The organism is Limosilactobacillus sp. (assembly GCF_041859915.1).
Lineage (GTDB): Bacteria > Bacillota > Bacilli > Lactobacillales > Lactobacillaceae > Limosilactobacillus.
Genome location: NZ_JBFLGB010000028.1, coordinates 1 through 20,581 on the forward strand (window position 1 = coordinate 1; position 20,581 = coordinate 20,581).

The following is a 20,581-nucleotide window of genomic DNA, read 5'->3' on the forward strand; positions in this document are numbered from 1 at the left end:
GGTGATGGTGAAGCCGAGTTCCTTCGCCTTGTCGAGGGCAATGTTGTCGATCCCAACATTCCGCAGGGACATTTTGGTGATTCCCAGGTCTGCTAACGATTGTAAGACTTCTGGCGTGTAATCCAGCTGCTGGTAAACAACCACCCCATCGGCGCCCGCAGCAAGCTTGGCGGTTGCGGGGGTCAGTAACTGGTCAGTGTAGTCAAGGTCAACTTCCGGGTGCTGACCGGCCCACTTCTTCAAGAATGGTTCTTCATCCTGCCGAATACCATATGCAAAAATCTTACTCATTAACAATTTCTCCTTCTCTGGCTATAAAATAAGCGAGTTTAGCCATTTCATTTTAATAATTTATTATTATCCGGAAATTATGTCTTTAAATCAAGAGCAGGTCTCAATTCTGGCCTGTTGTAACTTAATTATTTAAAGTCTGTTGCTGGTATCGGTCTCTATTGATTGATATAATCGAATATGGAAGCGTTCACATTTATGAGGAGGAATTTTAAATGACAAAGATCAAGATGTTTGGCGCCCGCGCCGAGGAGCAACCAATCGCCCAACAGTGGGCCCGTACCCACCACGTTAGGGTTGATATGACGGACGAAATCATCGATGAACAGACCGTCGACGGAATCAAGGGCTACGACGGGGTCACAACCCTGCAAGTCGCGGACCTACCCGAAGACGCCTACGCAAAGTTAAAGTCATTTGGCATCAAACAAATTGCCCAACGGAGTGCCGGCTTTGATATGTACGACCTAGCAAAGGCCAAGAAGAATGGGATCATCATCACTAACATCCCGAGTTATTCACCCGAATCAATCGCCGAGTACGCGGTGACGACCGCCTTAGACCTGGTCCGGCGGGTACCGCGAATCCAGCAACGAGTCAGGGAACACAACTTCACCTGGCAGCCGCCAATTCAGGGCCGGGTTGTCGGTAACATGACCGTGGCCGTTATCGGAACCGGCCACATTGGGGCTTTGACCGCCAAGCTCTTCCACGGCTTTGGCGCTAAGGTCGTTGGCTACGACCTCTACCCAAACGTCCAACTCCGTTCCTTCATTGACTACCAGGATTCCGTCAACGCCGCGGTTAAGGACGCCGACATTGTCACCATCCACATGCCCGCCACCGCTGAGAACCACCACATGTTCAATTACGACCTATTCAAGCAGTTCAAACCGGGAGCTATCCTGGTTAATATGGCCCGCGGCGCCCTGGTTGACACGGCCGACCTCCTGCGGGCACTAGACGAGGGACTGCTAGATTCGGCTGGATTGGACGTCTACGAAAAAGAAGGCCCCTACGTCCCTAACGACATGCGGGGAAAGCAGATTGACGACCAACTGTTCCAAAAGGTCCTCGATAACGACAAGATCGTCTACTCACCCCACATCGCCTACTATACTGATGAAGCCGTTAAGAACCTCGTTGAGGGCGGTCTAGCCGCTACATTGGAGGTCCTCGAAACCGGTGATAGCAAGTTTCGGGTTGACTAGGGTGAAAGCGCTGTTATTTGTGCCAATTAATAGTATGATGAGGGTGTGAGGTGATACTAATGAAACGTGCAATGTTGATTGGCCCCATCGGTTGTGGTAAGACCACGCTAATGCAACGACTTAAGAATGAAAAAATTCAGTATGACAAGACCCAGACACTGGAGTTTTCGGCTAATTTTATCGATACTCCCGGTGAGTACATGGAGCACCACAATATGATGCGCTACCTGCGGACAACGTCAACTGACGCCGACATTGTGGTCCTCTTGCAGAGTGCGACTGACCGCCGCCTCATCTACCCGGCCGGCTTCTGTTCTGCCTTTCCTAAGCCAACTTTAGGTCTGGTGACCAAGATAGATAAGGCCACGGCTGATGATATTGAGTACTCCCGCAAATTACTGCTCACCGCGGGCGTCAAGAAAGTCATCCCCATCTCATCAATGACGGGGCAAAACATTGACCAAGTACGAGAAGCACTAAAGAACGACTAGTGGATGTCGGAAAAGGTCGCCCGTCCTTACACAAGTAGGAAATAATAAAGACCGGTGAAGGCGGTTGTCCTTCATCGGTCTTTTAGTTCTCCGAATATTATACAGTAATCGCGGAAAAAAAGCGTGCTCCTAGTGTCTAGCGCCGCGAAGCAAGTCCATTGATTACGGCGCTGGCTCATTCAGTGGCAGCGAATGCCCTATACTAGCCAAAGACGCACTCTGATGCTTTTCCCAGCTTCATTTGAATCTTAACTAAATCGTAGTAGCCATTGGTTTAAAAGAAACCGTGGCAACCAGCCCAAGTCCCTTAGCGTATCGCGTTAAAGTACTAAAACTAGGGATTGAGGACATGTTTTCAATTTTCGCTAGTTGTGGTTGGCTCATTCCAATACGGTTGGCAAGCTCAACCTGCGAGATTCCTTTCTTGACCCTTTGAGCGTGCAAGTAAGCAAGACTCTCAATAGCAGTCATTTCATCCGACTTAATTGAAGTAAGATTACTCTTCATATCGTTCCACGTTGCCATCATCATTTCCCCTTTCTTTCCAACCAATCATCTAACCGATCTAATGCTTCTTCAATTTCACGTGGGTCTGTTTTATTCTGCTTCTTCTTATAGTGACTAAGAATCACAAATCGATTTTGATTCCAACTTGCGTAGAAGAACCTTTCTGGCATGGGTCTTAGTTCCATCAATGGATGACGATATCCCTTCAGGAATTTAGCTTGGGGTTCATGCATTTGATTCCCCAACTGGGATAACAGCTCTAGTTGGTACACCAACTTTGTCAAAACCTGATGATCTTGTTTTTGGTTACTTTTGTCAAGGTGCTCTATATACTCTCCAACATCTGAGTAACCGGTTTTATCTTCATAAAAGTCAATTTGATACATAAATATAATCCTTGAATTATAATCTATTTGCTATACTTTTATCATATAGCAAATAGATTATAATTACAATCAAAATCACCTTACACAGTCACTTACTGGCGCTAATTACTCTTTTCATCCTACCAATCGACAAAGAACCTAAGAAAAAGGCCCACGTCCGAAGACATGAGCTCACTCGACACCCTACTTGGCATCTAGTCCCTTAATGAAGTCATTCAGGGCGTTATCTAATTCCGTCATTACATCGTGGTTAATCAACCGGTCGTTGGCGTCAAAGTCCTGTTGAACATTGCCAATCGTAATGAACGCGTTCATCACGTCCATCCCCATGTAGCGCAGCATCTGCTGGATATGGGCATTGGCGTTCGCCCCACCACGGCTCCCCGACGAGTCCGTCACCAGCAAGACCGGCTTGTGATAAATGTGGGGACGCGGTGAAGGTACCGAGACAACGTCAATCGCATTCTTTAACCCACCCGGGATTGAGAAATTGTATTCCTGGGTGACGATAAGGAGCGCATCCATCTTATCGATTACCTTCCGGAAAACCTGCCACTCTAACGGCGGCTTCTTTTCTAGGTCCGGGTTATACAGCGGCAAAATGTCATAATTGACCTGGACGAATTTGACCGCCGGTGACCGCGTCATTAAATGATTAGCAATTTTTTGACTATAAGAATGTTTACTAAGGCTCCCGACCAGGACGCCAATATTTACCATCCTATCACTTCCTTACTCACAGTAGAGCGGCAATGTGCTCCAGCACCCGGCTATTAAAAATAATATAGAGGCCGGCGCAAAAATATATAATTCTTGTACAATAACTGCCGTACTTTTCCAAAACAAAGGTCAATGGTCGCAGGTTTGATATCAACTTTATCAGGTAGATGGCAATGACCGAGCTCACTAAAAACACGACCGTGATGAGCAGGATTGCCGACATATGCAGGGGCCCCGCCCAGGGAATATAAATTGCCAGATTATCGCCACCGAGGCTCAGGCAAAGTAAAAATATTTTAAGGATACCGTTCTTGGTCTCCTGGACCTCCTGATCATCTGAACGGAAGGCGAGGTACAAGAGGACAAAGCCCATCAGGCCCGTAATCCAGTCGGGGAAGATGGTCGTGATGGTCTTGCCGAGCACCACCCCAATTATCCATAGAACCGTTTCCGCCAAGATAAAGCCAACCATTGGCGTGAGGATGCGGTAACGACGAATGACAAACAGCAAGGCGATGAAGGTATCAATATTAATGCCCACATAGACCATAATGATTGCTAACATGCTCATTAACCGCACCATCCCCTGTCCTGAGAAATATTAATCACTTAAGCAATTGCTGCGTAAAGCTTTAACCAGCCCGTCGTTTACGTTTAGCTGCTTTTTAGCGTACGAATCAAAGTCACCGTATAAGTACTTAATTGCCGCCATAGCGAAGTCATAATAAAGTGGGCGAACCGTTGAAATGTCGAAAATTGATTTTAGGTATTCGGGAGCAACACTAACCTGGCGGGCCTCACTCATTCGCTGGTTAACCCGCACGGCCGACAATTCATTTGTCAGTAAGTAATCCTGGCGAATTGCCCTTGGCGTGACCCCCAGAAGGTGGAGGACGATCATTGCCGCAATTCCGGTACGGTCCTTACCCGTGGAGCAGTGAAACAGGATACCGCCATTAGGCAGGGCGGTGGCTAGGGCCGTTAGGAAGCGGTGGTAGGACTGCTGGGCTTCCGGTGAGGCCACCAGTCGGAGGTAAAGGCGGAGCATGTGTTCAAAGCCGGCCTGGGGATTGTTCACGGGGCCTTTGAAGACCCGTTTTCGCACGACCGCATCCCCCATTCTTTCCTGGAGGATGGGTACCCGGATGGCCTTCATCGTGGGTAGGAGGCGGTCCGGATACTGGTGAACTTCTGCGGTGGTCCGCAGGTCAATAATCGTCCGTACACCGTAATCATAAAGGGCTCGCTGGTCCTTATAAGTAAGGTCCGACAGGTAACCACTCCGGATAAGTTGATGTTTCTTTACCATTGTCCCGTCGACAGTTGGGTAGCCACCAAGGTCACGAATATTGACGCCGTTAGCAATGTTAAGTTCTTTACTCATAATTATCCCTAATTTCTGTGAAAAATAAGGCTGGAAAATTGTAATTCTCCAGCCCCATTTTTAATTTCAATCACTTTTTCGGTAACACGTTAAGGCACCCTAAGATTAGTAGGAGGCTTCGCACATGATTGAAACACTATGTCCTTGTTATTTCAGGAATGTCGAATCCCAGTAAGTCATGCAACTTAGTGATGACATTCTTTAGAGCTGATTCGACTTCTGCAACCTCTCCAACGATTACTACTGAGCCGCTGAACCGATCTATAAACCCAAGCGTAACGCTGCTCGACTTCGTAGCAATATCGCCAGCAATGATTGACGCCTCGCTTGGCGTAATGGTCAAAATTCCTAACGCATTCTTTGGCGTTTGAATCCCCAGCTTCTCGTAAATGTCGGGAGTAGGATTGGCGACAATATGTGCCAACGTTACCTGTTTACCAGGAACATATTCCTGGATTGTACGCTCAATATTACGACTCATGAAGTAACATCTCTCTTAGTTTATGCTTTTTTCAACATCATTCTTAATATTTTCAAGAAGTGATGAACTATTACCATCTTCTACTGGGCCATTCGTAATCTTTGCTTGAACAGAATCACGAATGTCTTTTAACAATGGTGAAATACCACTATCATCTGTTGCATTATTTTGCTTTCCTAATTCTTCAGAAAGAATATTTTTCACCATTGCTTCAAGCTTTGATTGATCCATATACTACTCACTCTCTTTCAAAAAGGCGTCTACAGCGGTTGTACAAATGGCATGGTCTTGTTCTACTGTTCCACCACTAACACCAATGGAACCGATAAGTTTGCCCTTAACGATCAACGGTCTTCCTCCTCCACAAGAGGTAAACTTGCCGTCCATCATCGTCTCCATTTGATAAAGTGGTGCACCCGGCTGAACTTGTCTTGCTAAATCTTTAGTTGGCATCTTCATTGCTAAAGCGGTCCACGCCTTCTTAGGAGCCATTGTGCTGCTTACAAGAATAGCATTCGGCATATGATAACTCATTTGAACGACTTGATCATTACGCATAATTACAATTGTTACACCAATGTTAAGCCGATTTGCATGAGCAACCGCTGCGTTAATTACCTTTTCCATTTTTTCTAGAGAAAAGTAATCTTTCTGTTGATCCGCAACGACCTTTTTAACTATTTCTGTTAACTGGTTATTATTCATCATTACGCACATCCCTAAGTTTTGAATAGACTTGAATCACTTTCTCAGTTACGCGGTCTACTAAGTCCTCATAGTCCTCAGAACGGGCCACTATATAAAGAAAGTCAGAAAGCCTATTAATATAGCGCTCTAATTCAGGGCGAAATTCTGTTGTTCGAGATAACCTTACAAAAGACCGTTCTGCTCGACGACATACGGTTCTACAAATATGAAGTTGAGCACCGGCAACACTTGATCCCGGTAAAATAAAATTATGAACTGGTGGCAACTCGGACGTATACTTATCGATTACTTTCTCAAGCATATGCGTATCGGCATCCGTAATTATTTTACTTTCTGCCAAAAACTTTTTAGTATCCTTAGTTGCAATTTCGCCTTGAAGGTAAAACATTTTGTATTCAACCGATCGTAATAAGGTTTTATTCTCAGAGCTCTTACAGAATTTTTCAGCCAAACTAATATTGGCATTCAGTTCATCAAAAGTTCCATAAGTCTCAACTCTGACTGAATCCTTATCAACCCTTAATCCATCAAATAAACTTGTTTTACCCTTGTCACCACCTTTAGTGTAAATTGCCATAGCTAACCACCTTATTATTTATCAAAACTATCGATTATTCCGACGATTGTACAATCATTAACATCGGATGTATTACTTTGAGATGCTCCATCGGCCCGTCGAGCACCAGCACCCCGTACAACTAGTACGTTATCGCCTATCCCAGCATTTACAGTATCCGCAGCAATTTGTTCAAACCTAATTGGTTTTTGATCAGAATCTATCGGCCGAATAATCATTAATTTTTTTCCAATCAGTGATGGATCCTTTTGGGTAGAAACTACACTACCGATTACTTTAGCCATATACAATCTTTTTCAGTCCTAACTATTATTTTTATTTTCTTCTCATTACATAATTCTATCGCTTCATCACTCAACTTTTGTTCATGTATTCTAATAAGAACAGCATTATCGGGCAGTGACGCAATCTCTTTTCTAGATATTATATTACTATAACTAGCAGTAATAAGAGTCTGATCATTAATAATAAAATCGATTGGCCAATCCAGAACCATCAAGCGGGGAACAAAACTAACAATATTTTCACTGATTTGTAAATAGAAGTGGATTCCTAAGTTAATGCCATTAAGCACCCATGAAACCCACGGATTACTCGTTTTAAGGGCATATAAGTCCTTAACAAACTGGATAGAAATGCTCTTTAAAATAACGCAGCTATTGTCGATAAATAATTGTTTACCTGGTGGAGATGATAAATTATTAAAGGAGAGAAAAGCATTACTATTCTGTCGCTTCTTTAATTTTTCAATAACTTGTTTAATTAAGTCATCCATTGGCACACCTCCAATCAGTTTTATTTAATTATTTCGATTATTCTGCTTCTTCATGGTTTTCTTCGGCGTGTGGCAAGATATTTTCCACTTCACTGTGCGGACGTGGAATTACGTATGATGATACAACTTCACCAACGTTTTGTGCTGCTTGAATACCAGCATCAACGGCAGCCTTTACGGCACCAACATCTCCACGAATCATTACCGTTACCAAACCAGCACCAATCTTTTCCTGACCAGTCATTTCAACGTTAGCAGCTTTGACCATTTGATCGGCTGCTTCAATTGATGCTACTAACCCTTTAGTTTCAATCATTCCTAAAGCATTGTTCATTTTTAATCCTCCTATTTCTTCAAATCGTTATAATGAATGCACTTTACGTGCGGCTCACCTAATTTACGAGGACACTTAGGGTCTCCACATAAATTACACGTGGCTTTTTCATCATTATTCTTAGCTTCTTCTCCCGCATCAGTATCGTCTTTATCTTCTGCGTTTGAACTATCTTCATCAGGCACAGGAGTCACATCAACCTCAGTCGCGGTATGTTCATGTGGCCCAAAAACAGCCCACTCTTTTATTGATCCGTCTGGATTATATTTTTCAGGGTTAAAGCCCCTTGGTGCTACATCTGTAACACCTGAATCACCCAGATTATCTAATCCTTCTGATGGACTACCAATTACAAGTCCAGCTACATAGTTTTGTGGTAAAGCTTGCTTTGCAGCCTCAACGGCAACCTTCAATGCTGCTATATCACCTTTAAACTCTAGCGTTATCCAACCGTTCTTAGCATTTTGAATTCGACTAAGTTTTACATCACTAGTTTTTAGCATTCGGTCAGCAGCAACGGTTGCGCTGGATAGGCCATTACATTCTACATATCCTAACGCTTCCATAATAATATCCCCATTCATTGTAACTTCTTAAAAGGTATTCCTTTTACCAAGCGAGCTGCATTAGCACCCAAAATTCGTAGATTAACATTATCGTCAATGTTAAAGTCAAATAACGGTTTCTTTTCAGGAAGGTTCTTATAATGAACTATATATCTATTTCCATCATAAGCAATCCCCACATCTAATCTTGAGGATAATGCTGCTTGATATGCTCTACTTACAACATCGTCCACCGAAATACTTCGTGTACTAACCGGAATCTGTTCTTCTTCGATACCATTCAATAGTGGCTTTAGTTTCACACTAGCGGAAGGATTTTTACTATCTAAGCCGATAACAATTGTTGGCTTCTCAGAGTTATCTGCCATTTTCCTTCCTTCTTTCCTCACCATAGCGGAGAACTAATCCTGTCGCAACAGCATTTCTTGGCCCTTCAACTCCCCGAACGTTCCCACGTCCAGCAACCAAGTTATAATGTGACAGCTCATCAGTAACCAACTGTGGAATTTCAAAGTCTAGTGCTGAACCACCAACAATAACAACGAATGGAATATCACGAATATTGCCAGTTGGGCTAACATATTGCAAAGCACGAATAGCATTAGTTACAAACACTCTCTTCTTAGCACTTTGACGAATCAACTTCACTTTTTCAATACTTGGATTTCCAGTAACAATTTCGAATCCATCAGGTTTAATAACAACAACCCGAGCAAATAAGTTTGAAGGAAGTGGATCATCAAAGAATTGAACAGAGCCATCTTCGTGCCTAATCTGGAACAGGTTTTCAACTTTAGCTAAAGGATACTTCTTAATATCCTCAGCCAGGTGGATATTATCTAATCCAAGTTCTGAATTAATAATCATCGTAACCATGTCACCCGCACCTGCTAAGTGAATGGCAACAGTCTTATTCTCTTTATTAATAATTGAAGCATCTGTCGAACCAGCACCCAAATCTAGAATAGCGATTGGTTTTGTTGTCCCAGGTGTTGTCAGTGCTCCACGAATAGCCGACTCAACTTCCGCACCACCAATTTCAACTTTGGTATTCAGTTCTTTCTCAATTAGCTTAGCAATGACTTCCATCTGTAAGTGGTCAGACTTAACCATAGCAGCAATACCAACAGCTGATTCATTTGAGAATTCGCCGGCTAATCCACCTTTGACCTTTACTGGCACTTGAGTATCAACAGCTAACAAATCTTGAATAGCTATATCACGATTACTCTTTCCAGTTAAGTTCGCCATCGTTTGGCGAACCTTTTCCAGCATTCCACCAACATTTGTACCAGATTCACCAGTGATGTCCTGAATGTTTCGGTACTTAGATACTGTATTCATGATTGCATCGGCACCTTCAGAGACACCGACCTCATCAGTACCAGCATCACCCTTAATGATGATTTTACCTGCTGGAATAACCCGGGCCCTTACATCACCAGCCGGCGTTTTAATAACGACCGCCGACCGGTTCCCAATTAATGCCCGTGAAACTGGAACAATATTCTTTGTTTCTTCTGGATTTAGATTGAATAAAGTTGCGATACCATATGGGTTTGATAATTGTGAGATAACCTGTCCTGGTCCAGCCACCTCAACAGCAGCGAGCATGTTTACAGGCACCTTATCAATCATTTCAACTTCATCAACAATTGGGATCTTTTCCTTCAACCGATTATCTACAAGAACAGCATCATCATTTTGTAAGATTGCTGCGACAACCTTATAACCTGCATCTGTATATGCATTAATTAATTTTGCACAATTCTCGAAATCGATTTGTTTAGGAACAATAACAATATAATTTTTGGACCTGTCCGTTTCCTTTGCTAAGTCCAGAATTGGAATTGTGGTACCAGAACCAGTACCAAGTCCACCCGGTGTATCAGGATTATGGCCAATCATTGTTGATTCAGTAACAATGGTTTCTGTAATGGTCTCCATTGCCACATCACCAATTACCGGTGTGGCCTCGTTAATTCTAATCAAATCAATATCATTTATTGTTAAATTTGATTTGTTTAAAACCTGGTTAATTGAGTCCTTAATTCCAACTAGGTTTTCCTTAGTTCCTTTAATACCAGTAGTAGCTGCAATACCGGAGGCAATAAAATCGACACTACCGTTATCAGCTACATTTGCTAATGCAACCTCAGTAGAAGAATTTCCGATATCGACACCAATAACCTTTTCTACCGCCATATCCAAACACCTGATCTTCTTTATTTATCGCCCTTAAGTTTCTTGCGGCTTTCGTAATACTTAGCTGCTTCTTCAAACCATCCCGCACAAATCTTGGCATCATACTTTGTACGCAATTCGTCAGCAATATCCAGTAAGTCCTGCTTGGTGGAACGGTATGGACGTAATGCGTTATACATTTCCAGCAAACGGTCATCCGGAATCCGAGTTAATTCAGCAGCACGATAGAAGTTCATCTGTAAAGTCTTACGACCATCAGCACCGGCAACATCACCTTGCATCTTTAAAGCTTCAGGAGTAATCCGTAAGTCTTTACGATCAATTTGGTTGTTAGAAATAGCTTCAAGGGTTACATCATCCAGTGATTTTCCTGATGGTGTCTTAATTTCATCATGGTGTTTTTCATACAGAGGATAATCTTTTACCCCATATTTACCACCCTTGGGAGCAGCAGAGTTAGTGCTATGAGCGTTTGAACTTGCTGGTTGTCCAGCTTGGTCGCCCATTTGTTTTACAATACTAGAAACTAAATCATTTAGATCGCTCATTATAAGTCCTCCCCTAGATAGTTACCTTTATTTCTTCAGCAGGTTTCCCTGGCACAACTTGACGTGTTTCACGAATGTGTAAGATAGCGGAAATTGCTTGGAAGTTAGGACGTGCCATTTGATCATTAGGTTGTGCAACAGGCTCAGGGGAATCGCCCTTTGCATACCGTGCGGCATTCTTCCCAATTTCACGGAACATCTTCTCATCAACAACTGGTGCTTCACCAAACAGTTCCAAGTTGTTCAATGCTTCTTGATCTTTTTGGTGGATAATTGCAGTCCCCTTAGACTGGAGACCAATTGCGATACCAGATCCGGAAATCTTATCTGCTTCTGCTGAAATGAAGGAAACGTCTGATGTGTCATAAACTTTGACCACTCTGGCTTTTAGCCCTTCTTCCTCAATTCCGGCAATCAATTGACGCAAAGCTTCATGGTGTGAAACCTTTGATTCAGTTTCGGTCAAAACAGTTGCGAATGCTGGTGCAACTGCAATTACAACTTCATCTTTAGAATAGCCAGGCTTAGCTACACCAACAGGTTGGAACCAAGACACATTCTTTTCGGCAACCGCCGAGTCTGAGACTGGCTTTTCATTGTTTACCGTATTATTATCTTTGCTAAAATCAATCGGAGTGTCGACTTGAGTCTGTGCTAAAACTTCTTTTACAATTCGACGAACCAAGTTTTCATCTATATCGACCATAAATTATCCTCCTCACTTTTACATGTCAAAGTGTTCCGGATCGATAGCCTGTGGAATGTTCTTAATCTTTTCCCATTCATCTTTATCTTTGTAAAGACGGTAACCTGTGCCTGGGCCTTGGTAGTTATTACCTTCATTAACAGCTGATTCAACATGCCAGTTAGAATCAAAAACAGATGATGTTTGAAGGTAATCACCAACAACTTTTTGCTTTTGAAGATTAAGAACAGCATCAGCAACATCCTTGAATCCGCCATCATACAGAGCTTTGATTACGTCAACCGCAGTAATTCCACGATCCATTAATTCTTGAGCGGCCCGCATGTCAGCAATCCGATCACGTTTTGGCATATCCTCGTGAACGTCAGCGTATGCTGCAGCTTCAACTTCTTCATCCGTGATTTCTGGTAATCCTAAACCTTTGAATACTGTTTGAAGAGCCTTTGCAGCTTTCCGACGAATCTTAATAGCATCCTCTTCTTTAATAGAGTGGATAGCAAACGATTGACCATAGTCACGCTGCAAGTAGTAGATGTCATCGTAGTCATAAACATCTTCGTTTGATCCAGCAAATGAGTTATCTGAGTTTGGTTCAGCACCATAACCAGAACAAATGTAGTCAGTTCCACCTAAGAATTGACCCATAAACCGCCACGTCCGACGCATTGGTGAGTGAGAGAATGATTGGTCGCTACCAGTAGCACATTCGAGGTCGTACATCATAGCAAGTAAGTTTTCACCAAGTACTTCACGCAGACCATTTGGAACGGCAGTTGGGATAGAGATACAACTCAAAGAACCATTTTGCGTACCTTGAACACCTGAGGCCTTAGCAAGAAGAACACAACGAGCTTCCAAGTAAAGCATTGACTTACCTTCTGGGTAACCCATCAGAACTTCAGAACCAGAACCAGAAGTAAACCGCATCTTAATTCCCCGTGAAGCATAACAAGATGCTAAGAAGCCCTTTGACCAAGGGGTGTCGTCACCATCAGTAAATGCTTTATCGGTACCATAAACAGAAATAGTTTCAGCATAAGAAGTTAATCCACGCATCCCCAGTTGCAATTCTGTTGATTCATCAACAGAGCATTGGTGAAGAACACCTGGCCGACCAGTTTGCGAACCAACCAGAACAGAAAGAGCGTTAAAAGGTGCATCCCGAGCAACTGGAACAGTGGTTTCTTCTTCAGCGAAACCACGTAATGCAGCTTCCGCGGCATCAGCAGCTAATTCAGCAGGATTATCAACGAAATTAGTAACGTGACATTGGTTAGCTGGCTTCTGACGTTCACGCATCTTCTTAACAGCCATAATCATTTCACCAAAGTCAAGTTGATTAATTACTTCTTGCCCCTTAGCAGGAGTCATCGCGGTCGTAACTTCCAAAACTTGTTTCCGGGAAACATTTGGATCAATAAGCATCCGGGCAATTTCAGTTGAATCCATTGCCATTACCTTTTCGGCATTTTCAATGTTGATACCGTAATTAGCAATGTACATATCAATCAAATCGAAGTCGTCACGCTTTTTACCATCCATTTCGGTAATTACGCCATTTTCAATCTTAATGCTTGGCTTAGGGTCATTAGGACTATGCATAGCAACAAAACCTTCTTCAGGCCATTCATCTACAATAACGTCCTTATTAACAGAACGCTTCTCCATTTTTTCAAATCGTTTTTGACGCTTCATTAATTATTCCTCCTCATTAAATAAGAACTTTAATGAATATATGATGGAAAATCATTAACTGGTTTATCACCCATTTGACCTAATAACTCTATGCCACGTTCACGTCCGGCAATGACTGCTTGACGAACTGCACCAGAATCACCACAAATTGTGAGACAAGCTTCGTTAGAAGGACTTCCATTATGACTTGGAGTTCCAAACGAAATTGGTTTTACACCGGCTGTTTTTAGTGCTGTATCCGCCATGACAACACCAATTGCAGCAGGACAACCATTTAAGATTCCAAATGCCTTTCCCTCTTCAGCACCGAGGCCTTCAGTAAGAACACCGGCAGCCCGAGCAGTGTATTGTAATTCTACGTGTCCGGCATCGTTGTTATAAACGTCACCAAAGAAGTGGTGAAGGTTCTTAAACATAACCTTAATAGCCTGACGTACATCAGATGGGTCGTACCCACCAATTACAATCATGCATCCTTGGCCACCGCCACCTTTTGTATCGTTGGTCCATTCAACATCAACACATTCAGTATTTGTAGATTTAATACCTTCATCTAGTGAGAAAAGCTGTGGGCCTCCACCAGAACGGTCACTAATAATCCCTAATACTGTGTACTTCTTTTTTACATGCATTTTCTCTAAAAGTTGTGGATCTACACTCGGAATGCATAATCCGATTGTATCCCCAGCTTTATCAGCACCAACAAACTCTGGTGCAACACTGGTAGAGTTTAAAAAATCAATCATAAAACTACCTCCTGGAACTCTTCACAAAGAACATCTTTTATGATTTTAAATATCAAAAAGGTTCTTATTTGTCCTCCACTTGAAACAAAATAAGAACCAATTTATTAATTATTCTTTATGTGGAAGGATCTTTTCAACATCTGTGTGCGGACGTGGGATTACGTAATTGGAAACCACTTCACCAATGTTGCCAGCTGCTTGAACACCTGCGTCAACAGCAGCTTTAACGGCACCAACATCTCCACGAACCATTGCTGTTACAAGACCAGCACCAATCTTTTCTTGGCCAATCAGTGTTACATTGGCAGCTTTTACCATGGCATCTGATGCTTCAATTGAAGGTACTAATCCCTTTGTTTCAATCATTCCAAGTGCTTCTTGTTCCATAAAGAAAGCCTCCTAAATTTATTAATGCCGCGCTTGAGAGCGCTTGCTTCAACACAAGTTTATTATATAACAAGTGATTAATTATTTCTTGACACCTTATATCCTTATATTCTAGTAATTATCAAAATATTGGCATTATTTATTACATATAATTGATATTTGTATAATATTAATTTACTATGTTCTTATAGCTAAAACTTCCGCTTTTATATAAAGGAGGCCCTCTTAATGAACTACTCTCCTTCTACTGTTTACAGAACTAACATTGAAAAGATTCTGTTACTTTTTTGTCAACTAACGAAAGTTAATCTTGCATTTATTGATAATGCATTACAATTATTTGATCGAAAAAGAAACATTTTCGATTCTCAACGAATCAATACGCTTTTCTCAGAAAAGGCATTAACTTTTTTCCCGCTTATAACAAATAAAAAAATAGCTGGAATATTTATTGCAAACATTAATGCTAATTCTTCAGAAACTCTAAGTCTCTATCAAACATCATTAGAGACAATTGCACATAAAATTCTGGGTGCCTATTTTAAAAATATTGCTATTCTCAGTCCATTAAAAATTGACCAATTAAATCAAAGCATTGCACTATTTCAATTTATTTCGTCTAATTATCGTGGACGGAGTATGTCATTTAATAAAGTTGAAAAAACAGGGCAAAAAGCAGAAATTGAAAATATTAATAATGCACTTGCCTATACGGAAGAAAGAATAAATCAAAAAATAACCCTTACCGATGTATCTAAGCATACGTTCTTGTCCCTCGCATATCTCAGTCGGCTTTTTAAAGAGTACTTCTTAGTTAATTTTTCTGATTATATCCGTATTCGTAAAATTGCCTTGGCCCAAGAAAAACTAATCCTTACCAAAAAATCTATTAATGGTATTTCAAAAGAGATTGGCTTTTCACGGGCAAGTTATTTTAATAAAGTATTTAAAGAAAAAACTGGAGTAACACCACTACAATTCCGAAAAAAATATCAAGGACATAAAATCTACACTATTCATCGCGAAATAGAATGGAAGAATAATGTATCCGTCTATGCAGTATCCCAGCACTACTTTCAAGAAAAGGGAATTCCAACTAAAACTCAAAGTTTAAATGGCTCTCCATACATATCATCAATTGGTGAATTTTCAACGCACAGCGATAGTAGCGGTTGGGTCTATTTAGTGGATGGCAAACAACCAAATGTATTGCCGGGTAACCTGTACGTTAGAGATAAATCTGTAATTCAGTGGATTCATATTAATTTGTAATATGTTTGAAGCGCTTTCATATTTCTGTAATAATGGCTTATAATTAAATTAATTTACTAATACTTACGTAATTTATTAAGTCATTCTTGTGAAAGGTATGGAATATTATGAGCGATTTCAATTTAACCGAAGCAAATAAGAAATTATGTGATTTTGCGAAAATTGTCAATAAAGACAAAATAATGCAGAATACTGATAAAAAAAAGCTAAATTCTAACGACTTAAAAGTTGGTGTCGATCTTGGTACATCATCAATTGTCCTTACTGTTTTGAATAAAGATAATAAAATTATTTATGGCAATTTTGCCTACGATAATGCTGTTAGAGATGGAATTGTTGTCAACTTTATGGATTCGGTTATGATCCTTAAATCATTAAAAGAAAAGGCCGAGAAAGCACTTGGTGTCCCTCTCTTAACAGCAGCTGGCGCAATTCCACCACAAACTGGTGAGAAAAGCAAAAAAATCGTTAGTAATGTAATTGAAGAGGCCGGTTTTATATGCACTAACGTCATAGATGAACCAACAGCTGCTGCTAATTTTCTAGGAATTAAAAATGGAACTGTTGTTGATATTGGTGGTGGGACAACAGGAATTACTATTTTTAAAAACCAAAAAATCGTCAAGGTTATTGATGAACCAACTGGTGGTTTCCACATGACTCTTGTGCTGGGTGGCAGATATCATATTAGTAATAAAGAAGCAGAAAAGCTGAAGCGGAACAAGAAAAAGGAAGACGAAGTATTTATGGTAATCAGACCTGTGGTCGAAAAAATGGCCTCTATTTTGACTTCCCTTGGTTCCTTAGTAACAAGCCCTATAATTGTTGTCGGCGGTGCTACTAACTTTAGTGACTTTGAGAGTGCCTTCTCAAGCGTGGTTGGTGAGTCTGTTCTAAAGCCCAAATATCCCGAATTTGTCACTCCATTAGGAATTGCACTATTTGACACAAAAAAGTAAAAAGTTGTTAATTAGCAAGATTTCGCAATTTATTACCCAATAATGCCTATTTTCTCCTTTTGAAATCGCTTTACACGTTTTCATTTAGTGCTATATAATTACTTTGTATTAAACTTTTGAATGGAGGCTTTGTATATGGGACGTTTGGAAGGTAAGGTTGCACTCGTTACCGGTGGCTCAAAAGGTATTGGTAAAGCAATTGTTGAGCGTTTTGCTGAAGAAGGCGCTAAAGTCGTATTTACCGCAATTGAAAAGGAAGCCGGGAATGATCTAGAAAAAGAGCTTATCCCTAATCGGCTTGTTTTCATGCAACAGGATGTTTCAAAGCGTGAAGATTGGGATCGTGTTATCAAAGCAACTTTAGCTAAATTCGGTAAGTTAAACATTATCGTTAACAATGCTGGTATCGGTGTTTATGCCGATATTGAACAAATGGATGAAAAAAACTGGAACACCACTATTGGTGTTAACCTCACCGGGACTATGTGGGGTGTTAAGTATGGTATCGAGGCAATGAAGAATAATCATGAAAAGAATTCGATTATTAACCTTTGTTCTATCGAAGGATTAATCGGTGACCCATACCTCTTTGCTTACAACGCTTCTAAGGGTGGCGTTCGTCTGTTGACTAAGTCGGCTGCTCTCGACTGTGCTAGAAAGGGTTACGATATTCGTGTTAACTCCGTTCACCCTGGCTACGTTAACACTCCTCTAGTTAAGAACCTGGAAAAGACTGATCCAAAAGTTAAGGATCACCTGATTTCTCTTCACCCAATGGGTCGTTTAGCTGAGCCAAAGGAAGTTGCAAATATGGCCTTATTCCTTGCATCTGATGAATCATCATTCAGTACGGGATCTGAATTCGTTGTCGATGGAGGTTACACAGCACAATAAAATAAGAGTGACTGATTTTAAGAAATGAGGAATTTCTAATGGCAGAAGTTAATGAAGATTTAATTAGAGAGATTGTTAAACAAGTTATCTCAGAATCAAAGGAAAAGGGAACTTCACCTGCTCCAAAGAATACTAATACAACAGGCAAAAAGCGGATTTTTGCTTACAGTATTCGTAAAGACGAAGAACCATATGTTAAGGAATGGGCAAGTAAGCACCTTAACATTGAAGTTGGATACACTGATGAATTGCTTACGCCTAAGACAGCAAAGTATGCTAAGGGTGCCAATGGTGTAGTTGTTTACCAACAACTCGATTACACTGCTGATACTCTTCAAGCACTTGCTGACGAAGGTGTTACTAAGATGTCTCTTCGGAATGTCGGTGTTGATAACATTGACATGGATAAGGCAAAAGAACTTGGCTTTGAAATTACTAACGTACCGGTTTATTCACCAAATGCTATTGCCGAACATGCTGCAATCCAAACAGCCCGGATTCTCCGTCAAACTAAAGTAATGGACGAAAAAGTCGCAAATGGTGATCTTCGCTGGGCACCAACTATTGGCCGCGAAGTTCGTGACCAAACAGTTGGTGTAATTGGTACAGGTCACATTGGCCGGGTTTACATGCAAATCATGGAAGGATTTGGTGCCAAAGTAATCGCCTATGATCCATTTGAAAACCCAGAATTAAAGAAGCAAGGCTATTACGTTAACAGTCTTGACGAGCTTTATGCACAATCAGACGTAATTTCTCTTCACGTTCCCGCTACAAAAGAAAACTTCCACATGATTAATAAGGACACAATTGCCAAGATGAAAGATCATGTAGTGCTTGTAAACTGTTCCCGGGGTGCATTAGTTGACACCGATGCTGTTATTGCTGGACTTGATAGTGGTAAAATTTTTGGCTTCGTAATGGATACTTATGAAGACGAAGTTGGTATCTTCAATGCTGACTGGCGTGGAAAGAAGTTCCCAGACGCCCGTTTGAAGAAGTTAATCGACCGTCCAAATGTATTAGTAACACCACATACCGCCTTCTACACTACTCATGCAGTTCGTAACATGGTATTAAACGCTTTCAAGAACAACTGTCAAATGATTAATGGGCTAAAGCCTGATACTCCTGTCAAGGTTGGTTAGACTTATATATTTGAATTAATTCAAAATACCCTCTAAGACTACCATTTTGTTGTGATTCTAGTCTTAGGGGGTATTACTTTTTTATACACTAAATCTTACTATTCTAGTAAAAAGTATAAGAAACTTAGCGATTAATTGACATAATATTTCTTTTTCTTTAACATAAGTGTTAAATATTAGCACCAAAATCTTGTAAGGGGTTCCACAAATGCCGAATTTATCATCTTTATCTAGCTTTAATGAGCGTGTACAAAACTTACTTTCAACATTTTCAAGGCTAACAAATATTAATGCTTTTTTCTATTCTCCTCAAAAGGTAATTATTGACCGTCAGCAAGTACTTAGTGAACCAAGAGATATTTATAAATACCTTTCTAAATGTCATTTGTTTACCTCTACCATTTTCCCTATCGTTGTGAACGGATCACTATCCGGCTTTTTTGTTTTAAATATAGACAATATACCTAAAGAGCAGATTTTAATGTACCAAAGTTATTTAAACAGTACAAATCAGCAATTAGCTTGGGGCATTATTCATGTTTTAAATGCACTTGATATTCAAGAAGTTAAATACTACTTCAGCGCATTAAGACCTATTAATCTTGTTAATAATGGCAAATCAAACCATAGGAAAAATAAACAACAATTTCATACACCTCTTTTTACTCAAAATGCTAATTCTACAGTTACTCTAGGAACTGACAATGTAAAAACTAACCTTAATAAGGCCCTTGCCTACATCGATAATAATATTACCCGGCCATTAGCTTTAAAAGATGTCGCTCAGCATGTCTTCTTATCCCCTTCATATATCAGTCGCCTATTTAAAAGTTACTTTAAAGTTAATTTTGTTGATTATGTAAATATCCGTAAAATCGCAATTGCAAGAGCACAATTATTATTAACAAATACGCCGATTAACAAGCTTGCTCACAATCTTGGCTTTTCTCAGGCAAGCTATTTTACTAAGATGTTTAAACAAAAATGCAATATTACCCCACTTGCCTATCGAATGCAAAATCCACGTATTGAAAAGGTTTATACTATTACGCGTGATATTACTTGGTTAAATAATCAGTCAGTTTATTCTGTTTCAAAACAATTTTTTAAAAATAAAGGAATTAAATTTACCGTTAATAATAACAATGGTTATCCATATATTTATGCTATTGATGGTCTAGGCAATGCAATTGGCCAAAATGAAAATGGTGGGTGGTTGTACGATGTCAACTGTCACCAACCAACAATTCCATCAACAGGAATTACGGTCGGTGATAAATCAGTTATTCAATGGATTTATACACAAAGCTAATCTTTGCTACATTACAAAAGAGCCACGAGTGTTTAAGAATGCTCGTGGCTCTTTTAATATCTACCTGAAACTTGAAAGCCCAGAATTACGGTAATTGGCCGTGATCCTGAGCTTCCTCACTATAAAAATAGAAAACGCAAGAACTCTCGCGTTATACTTAAATCGCCAAAAACAAGTAGAAAGGGAGTCTTGCGCAATGAAAAGTATAACTCAAATCCAGGCAGAGCACGATACTAAAAACCTAATTTCTTCTTTTATCAGCGTAATTGGTCTAGGTC

General features: G+C 40.6%; 27 protein-coding genes and 1 pseudogene. 7 read left to right on the top strand and 21 right to left on the bottom strand.

All coding sequences use genetic code 11. The features are described from left to right. A pseudogene (locus ACEYV4_RS05255) lies at window positions 1-291 on the bottom strand (lactate dehydrogenase); the annotation flags it as partial. A gap of 215 nt (window positions 292-506) precedes the next feature. Here ACEYV4_RS05255 and ACEYV4_RS05260 point away from each other — a divergent pair. Both ACEYV4_RS05260 and ACEYV4_RS05265 read left to right on the top strand, forming a co-directional pair. Beyond that, complete coding sequence (locus tag ACEYV4_RS05260; RefSeq protein ID WP_047770106.1) at window positions 507-1,502, top strand: D-2-hydroxyacid dehydrogenase; 996 nt, start codon at window positions 507-509, stop codon at window positions 1,500-1,502. Between the two features lie 59 nt (window positions 1,503-1,561). Further along, window positions 1,562-1,993 carry a EutP/PduV family microcompartment system protein gene (locus ACEYV4_RS05265; RefSeq protein WP_047768408.1) on the top strand — a complete coding sequence of 144 codons (432 nt, stop codon included), beginning with the start codon at window positions 1,562-1,564 and terminating at the stop codon, window positions 1,991-1,993. Between the two features lie 252 nt (window positions 1,994-2,245). On the opposite strand, the gene ACEYV4_RS05270 is transcribed toward ACEYV4_RS05265, so the two are convergent. The 20 genes from ACEYV4_RS05270 to ACEYV4_RS05365 form a co-directional block, all read right to left on the bottom strand. Further along, on the bottom strand, window positions 2,246-2,518 hold the full coding sequence (locus tag ACEYV4_RS05270; protein ID WP_047768410.1) for a helix-turn-helix transcriptional regulator: 273 nt from the start codon (window positions 2,516-2,518) through the stop codon (window positions 2,246-2,248). A 2-nt stretch (window positions 2,519-2,520) separates the two neighbouring features. Then, window positions 2,521-2,886: a type II toxin-antitoxin system RelE/ParE family toxin gene (locus ACEYV4_RS05275; RefSeq protein ID WP_047768412.1), complete on the bottom strand. Its 366-nt coding sequence runs from the start codon at window positions 2,884-2,886 to the stop codon at window positions 2,521-2,523. Between the two features lie 183 nt (window positions 2,887-3,069). Beyond that, window positions 3,070-3,606, bottom strand: a complete 537-nt coding sequence (locus tag ACEYV4_RS05280; RefSeq protein ID WP_053003033.1) for an NADPH-dependent FMN reductase — start codon at window positions 3,604-3,606, stop codon at window positions 3,070-3,072. Window positions 3,607-3,622: 16 nt separating this feature from the next. Next, window positions 3,623-4,177 (bottom strand): cadmium resistance transporter, encoded by a 555-nt coding sequence (locus tag ACEYV4_RS05285; RefSeq protein ID WP_367333327.1) that lies wholly within the window; start codon window positions 4,175-4,177, stop codon window positions 3,623-3,625. 30 nt (window positions 4,178-4,207) lie between these two features. After that, complete coding sequence (locus tag ACEYV4_RS05290; protein ID WP_367333328.1) at window positions 4,208-4,990, bottom strand: tyrosine-protein phosphatase; 783 nt, start codon at window positions 4,988-4,990, stop codon at window positions 4,208-4,210. Window positions 4,991-5,126: 136 nt separating this feature from the next. Then, the gene (locus tag ACEYV4_RS05295; RefSeq protein ID WP_047768418.1) at window positions 5,127-5,471 is read right to left on the bottom strand and encodes a BMC domain-containing protein; all 345 of its coding nucleotides are present in this window, start codon (window positions 5,469-5,471) and stop codon (window positions 5,127-5,129) included. A gap of 15 nt (window positions 5,472-5,486) precedes the next feature. Beyond that, window positions 5,487-5,702, bottom strand: a complete 216-nt coding sequence (locus tag ACEYV4_RS05300) for a hypothetical protein (protein ID WP_373842337.1) — start codon at window positions 5,700-5,702, stop codon at window positions 5,487-5,489. A 3-nt stretch (window positions 5,703-5,705) separates the two neighbouring features. After that, on the bottom strand, window positions 5,706-6,179 hold the full coding sequence (locus ACEYV4_RS05305) for a heme-binding protein (RefSeq protein WP_373842338.1): 474 nt from the start codon (window positions 6,177-6,179) through the stop codon (window positions 5,706-5,708). Beyond that, window positions 6,169-6,756, bottom strand: coding sequence for a cob(I)yrinic acid a,c-diamide adenosyltransferase (locus ACEYV4_RS05310; RefSeq protein ID WP_373842339.1), 588 nt, complete (start codon window positions 6,754-6,756; stop codon window positions 6,169-6,171). The genes ACEYV4_RS05305 and ACEYV4_RS05310 overlap by 11 nt, the downstream gene beginning before the upstream one ends. Window positions 6,757-6,770: 14 nt before the next feature. Then, on the bottom strand, window positions 6,771-7,040 hold the full coding sequence (locus ACEYV4_RS05315) for a EutN/CcmL family microcompartment protein (protein WP_373842340.1): 270 nt from the start codon (window positions 7,038-7,040) through the stop codon (window positions 6,771-6,773). Further along, window positions 7,028-7,531: a PduM family microcompartment protein gene (pduM, locus tag ACEYV4_RS05320; protein ID WP_373842341.1), complete on the bottom strand. Its 504-nt coding sequence runs from the start codon at window positions 7,529-7,531 to the stop codon at window positions 7,028-7,030. The genes ACEYV4_RS05315 and pduM overlap by 13 nt, the downstream gene beginning before the upstream one ends. Window positions 7,532-7,568: 37 nt before the next feature. Beyond that, complete coding sequence (locus ACEYV4_RS05325; protein WP_373842342.1) at window positions 7,569-7,865, bottom strand: BMC domain-containing protein; 297 nt, start codon at window positions 7,863-7,865, stop codon at window positions 7,569-7,571. 11 nt (window positions 7,866-7,876) lie between these two features. Beyond that, on the bottom strand, window positions 7,877-8,431 hold the full coding sequence (locus ACEYV4_RS05330) for a BMC domain-containing protein (RefSeq protein WP_373842343.1): 555 nt from the start codon (window positions 8,429-8,431) through the stop codon (window positions 7,877-7,879). A gap of 14 nt (window positions 8,432-8,445) precedes the next feature. Continuing rightward, entirely contained in the window at window positions 8,446-8,799 is a 354-nt protein-coding gene (locus tag ACEYV4_RS05335) for a glycerol dehydratase reactivase beta/small subunit family protein (RefSeq protein WP_373842344.1), read from the bottom strand. Next, complete coding sequence (locus ACEYV4_RS05340; protein WP_373842345.1) at window positions 8,789-10,636, bottom strand: diol dehydratase reactivase subunit alpha; 1,848 nt, start codon at window positions 10,634-10,636, stop codon at window positions 8,789-8,791. The genes ACEYV4_RS05335 and ACEYV4_RS05340 overlap by 11 nt, the downstream gene beginning before the upstream one ends. A 20-nt stretch (window positions 10,637-10,656) precedes the next feature. After that, entirely contained in the window at window positions 10,657-11,184 is a 528-nt protein-coding gene (locus ACEYV4_RS05345; protein ID WP_373842346.1) for a diol dehydratase small subunit, read from the bottom strand. A 13-nt stretch (window positions 11,185-11,197) separates the two neighbouring features. Beyond that, window positions 11,198-11,890: a propanediol/glycerol family dehydratase medium subunit gene (locus tag ACEYV4_RS05350; RefSeq protein ID WP_373842347.1), complete on the bottom strand. Its 693-nt coding sequence runs from the start codon at window positions 11,888-11,890 to the stop codon at window positions 11,198-11,200. Window positions 11,891-11,908: 18 nt separating this feature from the next. Next, entirely contained in the window at window positions 11,909-13,585 is a 1,677-nt protein-coding gene (locus ACEYV4_RS05355; protein ID WP_373842348.1) for a propanediol/glycerol family dehydratase large subunit, read from the bottom strand. 29 nt (window positions 13,586-13,614) lie between these two features. Next, complete coding sequence (gene pduB, locus ACEYV4_RS05360; RefSeq protein WP_373842349.1) at window positions 13,615-14,331, bottom strand: propanediol utilization microcompartment protein PduB; 717 nt, start codon at window positions 14,329-14,331, stop codon at window positions 13,615-13,617. 108 nt (window positions 14,332-14,439) lie between these two features. Beyond that, a complete protein-coding gene (locus tag ACEYV4_RS05365) occupies window positions 14,440-14,718 on the bottom strand; it encodes a BMC domain-containing protein (RefSeq protein WP_085650372.1) in 279 nt (92 codons plus the stop codon). A 228-nt stretch (window positions 14,719-14,946) separates the two neighbouring features. Between ACEYV4_RS05365 and ACEYV4_RS05370 the strand changes: the two genes are divergently transcribed. The 5 genes from ACEYV4_RS05370 to ACEYV4_RS05390 all read left to right on the top strand — a co-directional run bounded on the left by ACEYV4_RS05370 (window position 14,947) and on the right by ACEYV4_RS05390 (window position 20,303). Beyond that, on the top strand, window positions 14,947-15,990 hold the full coding sequence (locus ACEYV4_RS05370) for a helix-turn-helix domain-containing protein (RefSeq protein ID WP_373842350.1): 1,044 nt from the start codon (window positions 14,947-14,949) through the stop codon (window positions 15,988-15,990). Window positions 15,991-16,097: 107 nt separating this feature from the next. Further along, a complete protein-coding gene (gene eutJ, locus ACEYV4_RS05375) occupies window positions 16,098-16,949 on the top strand; it encodes an ethanolamine utilization protein EutJ (protein ID WP_373842351.1) in 852 nt (283 codons plus the stop codon). A 135-nt stretch (window positions 16,950-17,084) separates the two neighbouring features. Beyond that, complete coding sequence (locus ACEYV4_RS05380) at window positions 17,085-17,843, top strand: glucose 1-dehydrogenase (RefSeq protein WP_373842352.1); 759 nt, start codon at window positions 17,085-17,087, stop codon at window positions 17,841-17,843. 38 nt (window positions 17,844-17,881) lie between these two features. After that, window positions 17,882-18,991, top strand: coding sequence for a D-2-hydroxyacid dehydrogenase (locus ACEYV4_RS05385; protein WP_373842353.1), 1,110 nt, complete (start codon window positions 17,882-17,884; stop codon window positions 18,989-18,991). 208 nt (window positions 18,992-19,199) lie between these two features. After that, window positions 19,200-20,303, top strand: a complete 1,104-nt coding sequence (locus ACEYV4_RS05390) for a helix-turn-helix domain-containing protein (RefSeq protein WP_373842354.1) — start codon at window positions 19,200-19,202, stop codon at window positions 20,301-20,303. Window positions 20,304-20,581: the final 278 nt, after the last annotated feature.